The organism is Thermobifida fusca NBRC 14071 = JCM 3263 (assembly GCF_001592045.1).
In the GTDB taxonomy this organism is placed as follows: Bacteria; Actinomycetota; Actinomycetes; order Streptosporangiales; family Streptosporangiaceae; genus Thermobifida; species Thermobifida fusca.
This window is the reverse complement of sequence record NZ_BCWB01000019.1, coordinates 1-16,478: the sequence shown is the minus strand read 5'-3', so window position 1 is coordinate 16,478 and position 16,478 is coordinate 1. Positions and strand designations below refer to the sequence as shown.

Here is a 16,478-nt window from a genome sequence, read left to right as displayed (position 1 = left end):
CCCCCTCGTCAACGGACGCGAAACCGAAGACCGCACCGATCTCGACCTGCCCGCCGCCCAAGAAAAAGTGCTCCGCGCCGTCCGCGCCGCCAACCCCGCCACCGTCCTCGTCCTCACCAGCGGCTACCCGTTCGGCATCGTGTGGGCCGACGAACACATCCCCGCCATCCTCTGGTCAGCCCACGGCGGCCAAGAATACGGGCGCGCCCTCGCCGACGTCCTCTTCGGCGACGCCGACCCCACCGGACGCCTCACCCAAACCTGGTACCGCTCCGCAGCCGAACTCCCCGACCTGTTCGACTACGACATCATCGCCAACGACGCCACCTACCTGTACTACCTCGGCTCCCCGCTCTACCCCTTCGGGCACGGACTCAGCTACACCACCTTCGACTACACCGACCCTGAAGTCCACGTCACCGACGACCACGTCACCGTCCACGTCACCGTCACCAACACCGGCGACCGCTTCGGTGAAGAAGTCGTCCAGTGCTACACCCACCAGCGGGTCTCCCGCGTCAAACAACCACTCCGCAAACTCCAAGGATTCGCCCGCGTCGCCCTCCACCCCGGCGAATCCCGCCGCGTCCGCATCGACTTCCCCATCCACGCGCTCGCCATCTGGGACGTCACCCGATCCCGGTTCGTCGTCGAAGACGCACCCCGCACCGTCCACCTCGGACGCTCCGCCAAAGACCTGCGGGTCTGCGCCCCCCTCAACGTCCCCGGCGAACCCATCGGCCCCCGCCCCGCCACCCGGCTCCACGCCGCCGACAACGACGAATACCACGGCGTCGTGCTGTGCGCCGCCGCCAAAGACCGCGGAGACGCGGTACGCGCCACCGAACCCGGCGCCTGGATCGCCTTCCTCGACGTGGACTTCACCCCCGCCCCCAAGGAAGCCGTCATCTGCGCCAACACCGACCAGCCAGGCACACTCACCCTGCGCATCGACAACCCGATCAGCGGCCCCACCGTCGCCACCGCCGACATCCCCGCCGCCACCGACCACTTCGACTTCACCGAAGTCCGCATCCCCGTCGACAGCGTCACCCGCCGACACGACCTCTACATCGTGTTCGAAGCCGCAGGTACCGCCCTCGCCTGGATCGACCTGTCCTAAAAACAGGTGGGGCGGCACCCCCACGGGAGTGCCGCCCCACCATCCGAGCTCACGCCATGTTCCACCCCAAACGGGAACCCATCGTGCGCATGAAGCCCAGTTTCTGCTGACCAGCCTTCTGCTGCTCCCCGTGCAACGCGTTGAGCACCACCAACACGCCCGTCAACGCGGGCACCGCCCACTGCGCCACCCGCAGCTTCCGGGACGTGTCCTCCAACTCGGAGTTCGCCGACGGCGCGCCCCCAGGCGTCTCCGACGCTGCCTCTTCAGCACGCCGCCCCAACATCCGGGAATACGCGGTGGCACCCAGCGCCGCCGCCGTCACCGCTGTCTTCGCGATCGTCGAAGCAGCCACCCCCTTCTGGTGCATGACCCGCTCCCGGTTCGCCCCCAACAGGCCAGCCCCGCCGAGCAGATGCGCGCCGATCGCAGCAAGGTTCAGCGGCGCCCACTTGTCCCACCCCGCGCCAGAAATCCGGATCGACTCGTCGAGCCGGTCAGCCTCCTGCTCAGCGGCCTTGTTCAAACCGACCGCCCCCATCAAGGAGCCGCCGAACCACGCGGCCAACCCCAGATCGTGCAGGCCGCGTATCACAGTGTTGCGCTGGGCCATCTGCATCATCTGCATCTGCATTGCAGGCGCCTCCAGGTGAGAAACAGGCTCGAAGTTCGAGCGGCCCCTAGCCCAGGAACACCAAAACAATCACTGAAACACGTATGGAATTCCCCTTCCGCCCCGTCCTGCGGCACCAATCCTGAGGGCACAACACGAGGAGCACGACCGCGAGCCTGCCCCGTACCAGCAGAACACCGCCGCACCCAGTCCAGACGGCCCCACCCCGAAAACCACCAGACCGGGCCCCGCAGCCGCCACCCCCTTACCGGTCAGGCCGCACTACTGCCCGGCGGCAACGGCAACAACCCGGTATCCAACGCATCGATCAACGCCATAGCGCCGCCGCGGGCCGCCGCACTCAACCCCAACGTGGACGGCTCAATCCGGCAGTTCCCACTGTTCGGCGCGAAAGAATACGCAGCCATCGCCTCCCGGCACGACGGCAACAGCCACGGCGACAGCGGCACAAAATACCCGCCGAGAATAATCGCGCTGGGATTCAACAAGTTCACCAGAGTCGCTGCGGCACGCCCCAGCCACTCCCCGGCATCCTCCAACGCCTGCACCGCCGTCGCATCCCCTGACTCCGCGCGGCGCACCGTCTCCGCAACCAAGGACTCCACGACACTGCCCCGCACCGGCCCCTCCGGAACCAGGTCAGGGACCGCGCGGCGCAGGATCGAATCCAACCCCGCCAACGCCTCCAAGCAGCCGTCCTGCCCGCACGCACATGCCGGCCCGTCCTTGAGCAGCGGAATATGCCCGACCTCCCCGGCGAACCCGCTCGCCCCGCGCAACGGTTCACCGTTCATCAGCACACCCGCGCCGATACCGACCTCACCCGTCAAATACACCAAGTCCATGGTGCGCGCCAGATGCCCGCCCCGGTACTCGGCGACCGCACCCAGATTGGCGTCGTTGTCGACCCGCACCGGCGCCCCCGCCAGCGGAGTATCCGCCAGCAGCTCAGTGAGCCGCTGCTGCAACGGGAAATTCCGCCACCCCAAGTTCGGAGCATTCGTGACCGTCCCCGAACTCACATCGACGAGCGCGGGAATCGCCACACTCACCCCCAGCAGGGGACGATCCCGTAGCAAAGGGTCCGCAACCGTCTCCAACAGCAGCGTCTTGAGCTGCTTCGCGCACTCCTCAGGACCGGCAGCCCGAGCGTCGAAAGCCACATGCCGCGTCAGCACCTCGCGCTCCAACAGGTCCAACGCCGCCAACGCGAGATAGTCGACGTTGACCTCAAGCCCGAGAGCCACCAGGGTCGACCCGTTGATCGTCAACATCATGCCGGGACGCCCCACCCGACGCTCGTTGACCAACCCGGTCTCACACACCAGACCCCGGTCGATCAACTCAGCCACCAAGCTGGACACAGTAGCCTTCGTCAACCCTGTCGACGCGGCAACCACCGCCCGGGAACAGGGAGCACTCGTCCGGATCGTGCGCAGCACGATCCCCAAGTTGGTCTCCCTTACCGCCTGGAAACCAGCCGGTCCCTCGGTAGCGCCCACCATGCGATGGCTCCCTCCCGGTTGACGCCCGCCACGGCGTTCCTCCACCACGCTTTCCTACCAGTCTGCTCGTTACCGTCCAGGCAAGGATTGACAATCAATTCGTTCAAACACAAAACTAATAGATGTCCAGCAGTCCCACCAAAGAGAGGCACCATGCCGCTCGTCGCCGGAGTTGACTCCTCAACCCAATCCACCAAGATCGTCGTACGCGACGCAGAAACCGGAGCCCTCATCCGTCAAGGCCGTGCCCCCCACCCTGACGGAACCGAAGTCAACCCCCACGTGTGGTGGCATGCCCTCCTCAAAGCCGCCGAAGGGGGCCTCCTCGACGACGTCGCCGCCATCTCCATCGCCGCCCAGCAACACGGCATGGTCGCCCTCGACGCCGACGGCACCCCCGTCCGCGACGCACTCCTGTGGAACGACACCCGTTCCGCAGACGCCGCCACCGACCTCATCAACGAACTCGGTGGCCCCGCCGCATGGAGCCAAGCCGTCGGCTCAGTCCCCGTCGCCAGCTTCACCGTCACCAAACTCCGCTGGCTCGCCCAACACGAACCCGACAACGCCGCCCGAGCCGAAAGCATCCTCCTGCCCCACGACTGGCTCACCCAACGCCTTACCCAAGCCACCGAACCCGTCACCGACCGCGGCGACGCCTCCGGCACCGGCTACTACGACCCCGCCACCAACACCTACCGGACCGACCTGCTCACCCTCGCCTTCGGCCGCGAACTCCGCACCCCGCGAGTCGCCGCCCCCGCCGAAGTCGTCGGCAGCGTCACCACCCCCGAACTCCCCGCCATCGACGTCGTCGGCCCCGGCACCGGCGACAACATGGCCGCCGCACTCGCCCTCAACGCCCGACCCGGCGACGTCGTCGTCTCCATCGGCACCTCCGGAACCGCCTTCGCCGTCGCCGAAAAACCCACCGCCGACCCCACCGGCACCATCGCCGGATTCGCCGACGCCACCGGACGCTTCCTCCCCCTCGTCTGCACCCTCAACGCAGCCCGCGTCCTCACCGCCGGAGCCGCTGCGCTCGGCGTCACCCTCGAAGAATTCAACCAACTCGCCCTCACCGCACCCCCCGGCGCCGGCGGCCTCGTCCTCCTGCCCTACCTCGACGGCGAACGCACCCCCGACCTGCCCAACGCCACCGGCCGCCTCGACGGCCTCACCCGAGCCAACCTCACCCCCGCCAACCTGGCCCGCGCCTTCGTCGAAGGCATGCTCTGCGGCCTCGCTGACGCCGTCGACGCCCTCGTCCACCAAGGTGTCCCCGTCAACCGTGTCCTCCTCATCGGCGGCGGCGCCCGCTCCGCCGCAGTCCGCGCCATCGCCCCCCAAATCCTCGGCCGCCCCGTCACCATCCCAGCCGAAGGCGAATACGTCGCCGACGGCGCCGCCCGCCAAGCAGCCTGGGCACTCTCCGGCAAACCCACCCCACCCGAATGGGAAGACGCCGGAACCGTCGTCAGCGAAGCCGACCCCACCCCGCAGGTACGCGAACGCTACGCCGAAGCCCGAAACCGACTCGAACCGTAAAACCAAACCGACAACGAAAGAGGCCCACATGAGCAACTACCAGCCCACACCCGAGGACCGGTTCAGCTTCGGACTGTGGACTGTGGGATGGCGCGGCCACAACACCTTCGGCAAGGCCGTACGCCCGCAACTCGACCCCGTCGACGTCGTCTGGAAACTCCGCGAACTCGGCGCCTACGGCATCACCTTCCACGACGACGACCTCCTCCCGCCGGACAGCACCCCCGCGGAACGCGACGCCATCATCAAACGCTTCACCCGGGCGCTCGAAGAGAGCGGCATGACCGTCCCCATGGTCACTACCGACCTCTTCAGCCACCCCGTCTTCCGCGACGGCGGCTTCACCTCCAACAGCCGCGACGTGCGCCGCTACGCCCTGCGCAAGGTCATGCGCAACATCGACCGCGCCGCGGAACTCGGCGCCCGCACCTACGTGTGCTGGGGCGGCATGGACGGCGCCGAATACGAACCCGCCAAGAACATCTCCGCCGCGCTCGACCGCCTGCGCGAAGCCTTCAACATCCTGTGCGAATACGTCCGCAGCAAGGGCTACAACCTGCGGTTCGCCCTCGAACCCAAACCCAACGAGCCCCGCGGCGACATCCTCCTGCCCACCATCGGCCACGCCATCGCCTTCATCAACGAGCTCGACCACCCCGAAATGGTCGGCCTCAACCCCGAAGTCGGCCACGAACAGATGGCCGGACTCAACTTCACCCACGGCATCGCCCAAGCCCTCTGGCACGGCAAACTGTTCCACATCGACCTCAACGGCCAGCGCGGCATCAAATACGACCAGGACCTGCGCTTCGGCGCCGGCGACGTGCGCGACGCGTTCTTCCTCGTCAACCTGCTGGAAAGCAGTGGCTACGACGGACCGCGCCACTTCGACTTCAAGACCCCGCGCACCGAAGACGTCGACGGCGTGTGGGAAGCGGCACGCAACTGCATGCGCAACTACCTCATCTTCAAGGAGAAGGCTGAAGCGTTCCGCGCCGACCCCGAAGTCCGCGAAGCCATGGAAGCCGCCCGGGTCTTCGAACTGGAGCAGTCCACCCTCGCCGAAGGGGAGACCCTGGACGACCTGCTCGCCGAAGACATCAACCTGGACGAAGTGGCCCAGCGCGGCTACCACTTCGAACGCCTCGACCAGCTCGCCCTCGACTACCTCCTGGGCGTGCGCTAACCACTATTCCGCCCCGTCAACGTGGGCGGCCGCGCAGGCCGCCCACCGCTCTCCGCAGCGGGGGCGCGGAGAGCACACTGGGGCGGATCCTCACCTCCACCCCGCACGGGCCCGCCTGCCACCAGCCCCAGGCCTAGCCCGTGCGGGGTATTCGTCTTCTCTCTAGAAGTTCGCCACCTGCATCACGTAGCGGATCTGCCTACAACGCTGTCCCGAGGAATCACGCCAGCATCAGGGGATTTTTCGACAAGAGTCTTCTCACCACGCTCTTCGGACCGCGCCTCATCTCCCACGGGTCTACCACTACAGCAGCACGTGCTTCTGTCTCCGGCAGGGAGCCGTTCTGTCCACAACCGATACACCCCCACTTGCCCGCTGCAACACGGCACCTCGTTCAGGAGAATCAGAACTTGGTCAGAGCAGAGCGCCCATTCCGTTGCTGTCTGCGCTACTGGGGAAACGGAGCTTAGCTGCCGAAAACTTGCCATTCCGGCGACTAAGCCCTCGGAAGCAGGATGTTCGAATTGGATATCTCCGATAACTTTCCGTGTCCAGGAAGAGTGTGCGGTGGCTGAAAACATGCAGCGCAGTAACTGGCTTCCACCAGGCCCTCATCAAAAATGGGGATATTTAGGCAGTTGGGACAGGAAGAAACAGATCTTAGATAAGTTGAAGCCAGCGCACTCTCTATGAGTAGAGGCGTGTCACAGCAATCATTCCCTTCCTCGAAGGAACTTCTTCCCTAGAGGGCTGGCTTCACCAGTCGCTGACTTTTTATCAGTCGGAGGCAACGATGCATCCCCCATATCAGCCGCCCCAGCCGCCGCCCCAGCAGGGCATGTCCACAGGTGCAAAGATCGCGCTATTCGGATGTGGCGGTTGCGGCGGTGTGCTGTTTCTGTTCATCGTTTCCGTGATACTCCTGGGAATCGTGGCGAGCAGCAGCAGTAGCAACAGCGGCAGTAACAGCAGCGGTAGCGGTGGAACTTCTTCGGCATCGACCCCGACTGAGGAAGAAGAGTCATACACGGTGGGCGACGCTGTGACACACGGCGATTGGGAGATCACTGTGCTGAGCGTCGAGGAGGGGGTTACCGAGATCGCTGAAAGCTACAGAACACACGTTCCGCAGGGCCAGTACGTGGTGGTTGAACTCCGCGTAAAAAACGTTAGCAGCGGCCCAGAGTATTTTGAGGACGGCGATCAGGTGCTCATAGACACTGAGGGAGCCATGTATCGGCGGGACGTGTCAGCCTCGTCTGGAATTGACTGGCTTGAGGTAGTGAATCCTGGAGTGGAAGTCGAAGGAAAACTCGCATTTGACGTGCCAAAGGCTTTCGAGCTGTCGCACCTGCTCGTCAATGGCGAGGGAAGTTTCTCCACAGGGGTCCGCGTGGATGTCAAGTAGCTGAGCGGAGGCTACTGCGGCTGCGGCACCGCAGAAGGCGATGCCTTCCTGTAAACCAGCTTTCTATCGCAGAAAAGTAGACCCTGTTACACCGAGTGACAGGGTCTAACGTTTTCGAAACCTATCCGTGTCTCACAGTACAGGCTTCAGGGGAAAAGACGGTCTATCCCCACGTGCGTGGGGCTCACTATCGTGGCGCCAGCCGCCTCAGGCCGCGGCACCACCGTGTGGCTGGAACGCATAGACGACGACCTGGACACACTCGCGGACCGGTTGGAAGAAGAGCTCGCCGAGGGCGGCTGTGCCCTAGTCGTCCGCAACACGGTCGACCGAGTCCACGAGGCCGCCGCCCACCTGCGCCAGCGTTTCGGGAACGACCAGGTGAGCGTCGCCCACGCGCGTTTCGTGGATGCGGACCGGGTCGAGAACGACACGCGGCTACTGGAAACCTTCGGCTCCCCCGACAAAGTCCCGCAAGCGGGAGGCAGCCGCCCCACAAAACACATTGTGGTCGCCAGCCAGGTAGTGGAACAGTCTTTAGACGTTGACTTCGACCTGCTGGTCAGCGATCTCGCACCAATCGACCTGCTGTTGCAGCGGATGGGCCGCCTGCACCGCCACCAGCGCGGGAAAGAGCAGTGCGAGCGTCCCCCGCGGCTGCGCGCCGCGCGCTGCCTGATCACCGGGGTGGACTGGACAACCAGGGTCCCCCAACCAGTGAAAGGCTCTCGGACCATCTACCGGGACTATCCACTGCTGCGCTCCCTGGCGGTCCTGGAACCCTACCTCGCCGAGACTGCTGGGCAAGGACAAGCGATCCGCCTGCCGGACGCTATCCACCCGCTGGTGCAGGCAGCCTACGGCTCCGAAACGGTCGGCCCCGCCGAATGGCAGGAAACCCTGGAAAAAGCCCGAATCGCCGACGACGCCCACCAAGCCGACCAGTGCGGCCGTGCCAGGGACTTCCTCCTCGGACCAGTGAAGAAACCCGGACAACCCCTGACCGGATGGGTAAACGCCGGGTTGGGAGACGCCGACGACACTCGCCGCGGTGCCGCCCAAGTCCGTGACAGTCAGGAAACCCTGGAAGTCCTCGTCGTGCAGCGGCGCGCCGACGGTACGCTCACCACCCTGCCGTGGCTAGGCAAGAACCGCGGCGGGTTGAAACTGCCCACCGATGCTGCTCCTCCTGTCCGGCTTGCCCGCATCGTCGCTTCTTCAGCGCTGCGCTTGCCCTACCAATTCAGTTCCACAGCCAAAGTTCTTGACCAAGTCATCGCCGAGCTTGAAGCCAACTGCATCCCGGCGTGGCAAACGAAAGAAGCGTATTGGCTGGCAGGCGAACTGATCCTGTTTCTCGACGAGAACTGTCGTAGCCACCTGGCGGGCTACGAACTCCGCTACACCCGTGCCAACGGCCTTGAGGTCCACCGTGACAACTGACGCACCCTCCTTTAACCTGATCACGCAGCCGTGGCTGCCCGTGCAATACCGGGACGGCACCGAAAAAGAACTGTCGCTGCTCGAAGTCTTTAAACAGGCGCCACTTTTGCGCCGACTCGTCGGCGACGTGCCCACCCAAGAGTTCGCCCTCCTACGGCTCCTACTGGCGATCCTGCACGACGCGATTGGCGGCCCAGAAGACTCCGACGAGTGGGCTGAACTGTGGACGCAAGACGAGGCAGAACAACAGCTGCCCTTCGACTGCATTGCCTCATACCTGGAGCAGTACTACCACCGCTTTGACCTGCTGCACCCCACCACTCCGTTCTTCCAGGTCGCTGATTTGCACACCCAGAAGAACGACGTGTTCTCCCTAGATCGGATCGTCGCCGATGTCCCCAACGGGGAGCTGTTCTTCACCATGCGGGCCCGCGGCGTGGACCGCCTCAGCTTCGCTGAAGCCGCCCGCTGGCTAGTCCACGCCCACGCCTACGACACTTCCGGCATCAAATCCGGTGCTGTAGGAGACCCTCGGGCCAAAGGCGGCAAAGGCTACCCACAAGGAGTTAGCTGGGCCGGAAACCTCGGTGGCATTCTGGTCGAAGGCGCCAACCTGTACGAGACACTGCTGCTCAACCTGGTGGCGTTCGACACCGACAACCTCATAGTTACCCCCGAGGACCGCCCGGCCTGGCGGCAGCCACCCACCACCGCCGCCCCCGCAGACGACGAAGAACTCGCCCAACGCCCGTACGGTCTATGCGACCTCTACACCTGGCAAAGCCGCCGTATCCGACTGCACTACGACGCCGACGGTGTTTACGGGGTTCTGCTCGCCTACGGCGATCCGCTCGCCCCGCGCAACAAGCACAACCACGAACCGATGACCGCCTGGCGGCGCAGCCCAGCCCAAGAGAAGAAACTGAAAAAGCCACAGGTCTACCTGCCGCGCGAACACGACCCGACACGCAGCGCCTGGCGGGGCCTCGGCGCCCTCGTGGCCGGGGAGGCAAGTGGAGCTGAACAGCGTGGCGAAGCCGCAGCGATCGTGCGCCCCCGCATCCTCGACTGGGTGGCACGTCTCGTCAACGAAGGCTTCCTGCCCGAAGACTACTTCATCCGCACCCGGCTCATCGGCGTCTCCTACGGAACCCAGCAGGCCGTCATCGACGAAATCGTCGACGACCACGTGGCCATGGCCGTGGTCCTGCTCCACGAACGCGACAGCGGCCTGGGGCGCACCGCGATCAAAGCAGTGGAAGACGCCGAAAAAGCAGTCACCGTCCTCGGAGGCCTCGCCGCTGACCTCGCGAAAGCGGCCGGAGCTGACCCCGAAACCCCACGTGCTGCAGCACGTGATCGCGGATTCGGCATGCTCGACGGTCCTTTTCGAACCTGGCTGGCCACCCTCGCCCCCGGCACAGACGCCACCGAAAGACGCCGCGCCTGGCAGCAGAAAGCCCACCGCATCATCAGCGACCTTGGCAGGCAACTCGTTGCAGAAGCAGGGGAAGCTGCATGGAACGGCCGGGTCATCAAGGGCAAAAACACCGATGTCTGGCTCAACGCTTCCCGAGCTGATCTGAAGTTCCGCGCCGAACTGAAAAAGGAGCTTCCCATGGCCACCAGTGAACAGACAGGTGAGGCAGCATCGTGACCACCACCGAAACCCCGAAAACCATCTCCTTGACATGGGTGGGAACATTCGTCGACCAACGGGTCCGAGAAATCCAGGAAGGCTACCGCCTCGACAATCCCCGCGCGGTAGCGACCCTGGCGCGCCTCCGCAGAGGAGCAGGCAAGGAAATCGGGGACACCCCCGACTTGTGGGGGCTCATCCTCGACGACCGTTTCTACGCTGACGCCCCTCCCCTCAAAGAAAAAGACATGGAAGTCGCGGAGAACTCCGCGCACATCGCCCTCACCCTCTACGCCATCCACCAACAGTCACGCCGCGACGACCGCATGCACCAACGTGGCTGGGGACTGGGTGAGGCAGTACGCAGACTCATGCCTTCAAGCGAAATCGACGAACCGCTCCGCAAACGCTTTATGCAAGTCGGCCACGCCGTCACGTATAAAGCTCTCGCTCAGAGGTTGCGCGAAATCGTCACCCTGCTGCGCCGCGACGCCATCCCCCTCGACTACGGGCTGCTCGCTGACCAGCTCTACCAGTTCCGCACCCCCAAGGAGCACAACGCGTCCGTACTGCCTGGGGACGCGGATTCCACGCCTACCGGCCCAAGACCACCCAAAACCCTGACTCCACCACGACGACCGAAAAGGACAACTCATGAACCGCACCATTCTCGACCTGCACATCCTGCAGACCGTCCCGCCCAGCAACCTCAACCGGGACGACACCGGCGCCCCCAAGACCGCCAACTACGGCGGGGTGCGCCGCGCCCGCGTGTCCAGCTAGGCGTGGAAACGCGCCACCCGCATGGCCTTCAACACCCTGCTCCCCCCGGAAGACCTCGGTGTGCGCACCAAGCGGGTCGCTGAAGTGCTGGCCGAACGGATCCGCCGCCACGACGATTCCATCGACGAGCAGAACGCCTGGACCCTGGCCGCGGAAACCATTCAGGCCGCCACCGGTAGCAAGATCGAAGTGCCCAAGCGCAAAGCCGACACAGCAAAGAAGGAAGGCAAAGCCGCTCCGGCCCCCGAATCCTCCTACCTGATGTTCCTCAGCAACCGCCAGCTCGATGGCCTGGCTGAACTCGCTCTCGAAGGCCGCGCCGACATCAAGGCGTTTTTCAAGGACAAAGACAACAAAAAGCGGGCTAAAGAGATCGCCGACACCCGCCACTCCGTCGACATCGCCCTGTTCGGACGCATGGTCGCCGACGGCGCTGACATCAACGTCGACGCCGCCGCCCAAGTCGCCCACGCGATCAGCGTGCACGCGGTAGAGAACGAATTCGACTACTACACCGCTGTCGACGACCGCAACCCCGACAGTGAAACTGGCGCGGGCATGATCGGCACCATCGAATTCAACGCCGCCACCCTCTACCGCTACGCTGCCCTCGACGTCGATCTGCTGCGCAAGAACCTCGGCGAAGGGCTTCGGGAAGACGAGCCTCTCACCGAACCGCTACGCCGTGCCGTTGAAGCGTTCATCCGCGGCTTCGTTGAATCCATGCCCACCGGCAAGATCAACACCTTCGGCAACCACACCCTCCCCGACGTGGTGATCGCTAAAATCCGCACCTCCCGCCCGGTGAGCTTCGCTAGCGCTTTCGAAGAACCCGTCACCGCCACAAACGCCGGCGGATACCTGAAACAGGCTTGCGAACGCCTAGCCACCTACATCCCCGAGATCGAACACGCCTACGGAGTCAAAGACGACACCGACACATGGCTGGTCTGCGTGGGACCCAACACCAAGGCACTCACCAGTCTTCCCGGCGCACAGGTGACCCTCTCCGAACTCGTCACCGCCGTCGGTTCAGCAGTCGCACAGCGGATGGCAGACCGGTGAAAGTCCTGACACTACTGTTGGCCGGCCCCTTGCAGGCGTGGGGGGCCGCCTCCCGCTTCACGCGGCGCACCACCGAACACGCCCCTACCAAAAGCGGTGTCCTCGGCCTGCTCGCCGCCGCCCAAGGCCGCGAACGCACCGACGACCTGTCCGACCTGGCTGCCCTGCGCTTCGGCGTACGCGTCGACCAGCGCGGCACCCGCATCCGCGACTTCCAGACCGCTATACACCTCGACACCGGAAAATCCATGCCGGTGTCCGAACGTTTCTACCTGGCGGACGCTGTGTTCGTGGCAGCAGTCGAAGGCGAAGACACCCTCATCGACACCCTGCACCAGGCAGTACAGCACCCCGTGTACCTGCCCTACCTGGGGCGGCGCTCCTGCCCACCCTCCCGCCCGATCAACCTGGGCGTGCACAGCGGAAAACCGCTTGAACAAGTGTTGGCAGAAGAAAAGTGGCATGCCGCCAACTGGTATCAGCGCCAACTACGCGACCTTCCGGAGGTCCCCCTCGACCTTCTCGTCGACGCGCCCCCGGGTGATCCTGGTGCCGACAGCCTGCGTGACCTGCCAATCAGCTTCGACCCGGTGCATCGCCGCTACGCCCTGCGCGGCGTACGCACGTTAACAGTCACCGTGCCTAACCCGCAGGCACGCAAGACCACACCGCCCAACCACGACCCCACCCCACTCCTGGGAGAACCTCATGTACCTCACCCGCTTTCGCCTTAACACCGCGCGTAGCGGGGCACGTAAACTGCTGGCCTCCCCGCAAGCTATGCACGCCGCCGTCATGAGCTCTTTCCCGACCCTGCTGCCCAGCGACACCGACGGCCCGCGTGTGCTGTGGCGAATCGACCGCACCTCCAGGGCTGAAGTGTTCCTCTACATCGTCAGCCCGCCCAAACCTGACCTGACCCACCTCGTGGAGCAGGCCGGGTGGCCAACCCAACCCACGTGGGAAAGCTACGACTATACTCCGTTTCTGTCCCGCCTAGCAAAAGGAGACGTGTGGGCGTTCCGGCTCACTGCCAACCCTGTGCACAGCATCCGCCGCAAAGCCGGGGAACCCACTAAACTCACCGCACACCTCACCCAGCGCTATCAAAAATAGTGGCTGCTGCAGCGCCAAGACGCTGCGGGATTCCGGGTAGTGGAGAAACCTGCGGAAAAGCGTCGCCTTCCCGAAGGCGACGAACACGAACTGATCGTCCACAACCGTCGCGACTGGAACTTCTCTAAAGGAGCTCGAAAAGGCCGTCCGGTCTCTCTTGTCACTGTGACCTTCGACGGTCGGCTCGAAGTCACCGACCCCGACGCCCTACGTCGCGCGCTCATCTCGGGGATAGGTCGCGCCAAAGCCTACGGATGCGGCCTGATGACCCTGGCCCCAGTGGGCTGACCGGGGAGCACTACCGGGAAACGGTGCGCCTCCAGTCTGCGTGAACTCACCCGGGCATCTGGCCGGTGGCCCTTCGCCTACCTAGGACGGGGTACCGTGCGCCGCGACGCCAACGCCATTACCGCGGAGGACGGCGAAGGGACCACCCACATCCCCTCCGCCACCATCGGAGTCTTATCACTGGGGTCCTGCGCCCCCACCGGGGCGGCCGAGGGAGCGTGCGCGGCCGTCCATCCCCACGTGCGTGGGGCTCTCCCGCGCCCCGCCCAACGTCGGCGGGGCGCCCCCATGGTCCATCCCCACGTGCGTGGGGCTCTCGTCTGGATGGAGCTGGTTCGTCGTGGTCATCACCGGTCCATCCCCACGTGCGTGGGGCTCTCGGGCCTAACGCCATGGTGAGCGCGTCCGCGTCCGGTCCATCCCCACGTGCGTGGGGCTCTCAACCAGTGAGGCGGCGCAGTGGCTGATCGAGACGGTCCATCCCCACGTGCGTGGGGCTCTCGTAGCCGCAGCGCACGTAGATGCGGCGGCCTTCGGTCCATCCCCACGTGCGTGGGGCTCTCACGGGCTCGCAGCGCATGCGCCAACCGCTCCTCGGTCCATCCCCACGTGCGTGGGGCTCTCCTGGTGGCCGCAGGCGCGGCACCGGAACTCCGCGGTCCATCCCCACGTGCGTGGGGCTCTCGACTCCGTCCGATGTTGCCCGTGTGTTGGACCGGGGTCCATCCCCACGTGCGTGGGGCTCTCTACACCCGCATCCACCAGCCTGTCTAAGGCCGCGGTCCATCCCCACGTGCGTGGGGCTCTCTGGCTGAGACCATCCCCAACATCCAGGTGCTGCGGTCCATCCCCACGTGCGTGGGGCTCTCCGCCACCACCACGGTGACGATCTCCTCCAACGCGGTCCATCCCCACGTGCGTGGGGCTCTCAGCTCGGGCCTGCTCCGCGCTCTCGGTGCTGACCGGTCCATCCCCACGTGCGTGGGGCTCTCGAGGGCCCGAAGTTCGTCGATCTGTTCGGGGCCGGTCCATCCCCACGTGCGTGGGGCTCTCTACACCCGCATCCACCAGCCTGTCTAAGGCCGCGGTCCATCCCCACGTGCGTGGGGCTCTCACAGCGGGGGCAGGAGATTCCCGGGGACCTCGTCGGTCCATCCCCACGTGCGTGGGGCTCTCTGCGGGGGTTGACGATGACAGCCATCGCTACTCCGGTCCATCCCCACGTGCGTGGGGCTCTCCTGAGTCACTGCCGGAAAACGGCAGGACTCCTCGGTCCATCCCCACGTGCGTGGGGCTCTCGCCGTGGTAGGCGGCGTCTAGACGGATGAGGGCGGTCCATCCCCACGTGCGTGGGGCTCTCCTAAAGGCCTGGAGTTGCCGCTGACTCCAGGCCGGTCCATCCCCACGTGCGTGGGGCTCTCGTGTCAAGGGCCGTAGTATCGCATATGAGGGGCGGTCCATCCCCACGTGCGTGGGGCTCTCGAAACCAGCGGGGCACGGTAAGCGGTGACGATCGGTCCATCCCCACGTGCGTGGGGCTCTCGCAGACACCCACAAGGTGAATCCTGTGGGTGTCGGTCCATCCCCACGTGCGTGGGGCTCTCGAATTCCTGCTTATCCCCAAGGTCGTACTGGTCGGTCCATCCCCACGTGCGTGGGGCTCTCCACCAGGCCGAGCGCAGCCAGCGCGTCGGCATCGGTCCATCCCCACGTGCGTGGGGCTCTCGATCGAAGCCGGTTCAACGGGGTGATTCACCCCGGTCCATCCCCACGTGCGTGGGGCTCTCGTGCGCTCCCGGCCTTTCCCGTTTCGGTGGATCGGTCCATCCCCACGTGCGTGGGGCTCTCGCGGCAAGTACATGATCAAGGTGTCAGGTCGGCGGTCCATCCCCACGTGCGTGGGGCTCTCGCGCGTGCGCGGCGCTGTGGTATCGAAGATACCGGTCCATCCCCACGTGCGTGGGGCTCTCAAAAATGATGTGGATCGCAGCCAGTACTGCCCCGGTCCATCCCCACGTGCGTGGGGCTCTCTCGAGCGTCAAATCCTCACCCTCGAAAACCGACGGTCCATCCCCACGTGCGTGGGGCTCTCCAGTCGGGATGCCCGACGGTAGGCGGCCTGGGCGGTCCATCCCCACGTGCGTGGGGCTCTCCAGCACTTCTACCAACAAGAGCTTGCTGAACGCGGTCCATCCCCACGTGCGTGGGGCTCTCAGGTCCTCCCAGTTGCGAGCGTGCGGTGCCCGCGGTCCATCCCCACGTGCGTGGGGCTCTCGCGGTGCACAGCAGGTTGTGCGCCGCCACCGACGGTCCATCCCCACGTGCGTGGGGCTCTCGCTCTCAGAAACAGGAGCAAATCGAACTGCTGCGGTCCATCCCCACGTGCGTGGGGCTCTCGTGCTCAGGAACGGGCCGCGGGGAACGTCACGCCGGTCCATCCCCACGTGCGTGGGGCTCTCGGCGGGGGGTAGGGGGGTTTTCCTTCTTAAGTTGGTCCATCCCCACGTGCGTGGGGCTCTCACGGGATCCCCACGCACGTCATCCCCGCATGCCGGTCCATCCCCACGTGCGTGGGGCTCTCGCGCACGTCACGCAACCCCAGCAGCTGACAGACGGTCCATCCCCACGTGCGTGGGGCTCTCTCCGTCTTCTTGGTGGTGGGTGGCCCATAGAACGGTCCATCCCCACGTGCGTGGGGCTCTCACATGCCCAACCCACCCCTCGACGGCGTCGCCGCGGT

The 16,478-nt window shown here is 65.3% G+C and carries 9 protein-coding genes, 3 pseudogenes and 1 CRISPR repeat array; of the genes and pseudogenes, 10 read left to right on the top strand and 2 right to left on the bottom strand.

The window, feature by feature from the left end:
* Positions 1-1,123, top strand: a 1,123-nt coding sequence (locus tag TF1_RS04340) for a glycoside hydrolase family 3 protein (protein WP_156482482.1), incomplete at its 5' end; no start/stop codon positions are given.
* Positions 1,124-1,172: 49 nt separating this feature from the next.
* Here TF1_RS04340 and TF1_RS04335 read toward each other — a convergent pair.
* Both TF1_RS04335 and TF1_RS04330 read right to left on the bottom strand, forming a co-directional pair.
* Positions 1,173-1,757, bottom strand: coding sequence for a hypothetical protein (locus TF1_RS04335; RefSeq protein WP_011292032.1), 585 nt, complete (start codon positions 1,755-1,757; stop codon positions 1,173-1,175).
* 251 nt (positions 1,758-2,008) lie between these two features.
* Entirely contained in the window at positions 2,009-3,262 is a 1,254-nt protein-coding gene (locus TF1_RS04330; protein WP_011292031.1) for an ROK family transcriptional regulator, read from the bottom strand.
* 153 nt (positions 3,263-3,415) lie between these two features.
* Here TF1_RS04330 and xylB point away from each other — a divergent pair, with 153 nt between their 5' ends.
* From xylB to cas6e, 9 genes and pseudogenes are all read left to right on the top strand, one after another.
* Positions 3,416-4,810, top strand: coding sequence for a xylulokinase (gene xylB / locus TF1_RS04325; RefSeq protein WP_011292030.1), 1,395 nt, complete (start codon positions 3,416-3,418; stop codon positions 4,808-4,810).
* A gap of 28 nt (positions 4,811-4,838) precedes the next feature.
* A complete protein-coding gene (gene xylA, locus TF1_RS04320; RefSeq protein WP_011292029.1) occupies positions 4,839-5,996 on the top strand; it encodes a xylose isomerase in 1,158 nt (385 codons plus the stop codon).
* A gap of 838 nt (positions 5,997-6,834) precedes the next feature.
* On the top strand, positions 6,835-7,404 hold the full coding sequence (locus tag TF1_RS04315; RefSeq protein ID WP_038043725.1) for a DUF4352 domain-containing protein: 570 nt from the start codon (positions 6,835-6,837) through the stop codon (positions 7,402-7,404).
* A 192-nt stretch (positions 7,405-7,596) separates the two neighbouring features.
* Positions 7,597-8,847 (top strand): hypothetical protein, encoded by a 1,251-nt coding sequence (locus TF1_RS04310; protein ID WP_340147988.1) that lies wholly within the window; start codon positions 7,597-7,599, stop codon positions 8,845-8,847.
* Positions 8,837-10,504, top strand: a complete 1,668-nt coding sequence (casA, locus tag TF1_RS04305; RefSeq protein WP_061783665.1) for a type I-E CRISPR-associated protein Cse1/CasA — start codon at positions 8,837-8,839, stop codon at positions 10,502-10,504. Before TF1_RS04310 ends, casA begins: the two co-directional genes overlap by 11 nt.
* Positions 10,501-10,974, top strand: a pseudogene (casB, locus tag TF1_RS15760) (type I-E CRISPR-associated protein Cse2/CasB); the annotation flags it as partial. The gene casA and the pseudogene casB, both read left to right, overlap by 4 nt.
* A 166-nt stretch (positions 10,975-11,140) precedes the next feature.
* A pseudogene (cas7e, locus tag TF1_RS04295) lies at positions 11,141-12,334 on the top strand (type I-E CRISPR-associated protein Cas7/Cse4/CasC).
* On the top strand, positions 12,331-13,068 hold the full coding sequence (gene cas5e, locus TF1_RS04290; RefSeq protein ID WP_016188723.1) for a type I-E CRISPR-associated protein Cas5/CasD: 738 nt from the start codon (positions 12,331-12,333) through the stop codon (positions 13,066-13,068). Before cas7e ends, cas5e begins: the two are co-directional and overlap by 4 nt.
* Positions 13,043-13,738: pseudogene (gene cas6e / locus TF1_RS04285) on the top strand (type I-E CRISPR-associated protein Cas6/Cse3/CasE). The gene cas5e and the pseudogene cas6e overlap by 26 nt, the downstream one beginning before the upstream one ends.
* 226 nt (positions 13,739-13,964) lie before the next feature.
* Positions 13,965-16,441: direct repeats of the CRISPR family, unit length 29 nt; unit sequence CGGTCCATCCCCACGTGCGTGGGGCTCTC.
* Positions 16,442-16,478 lie beyond the last annotated feature (37 nt).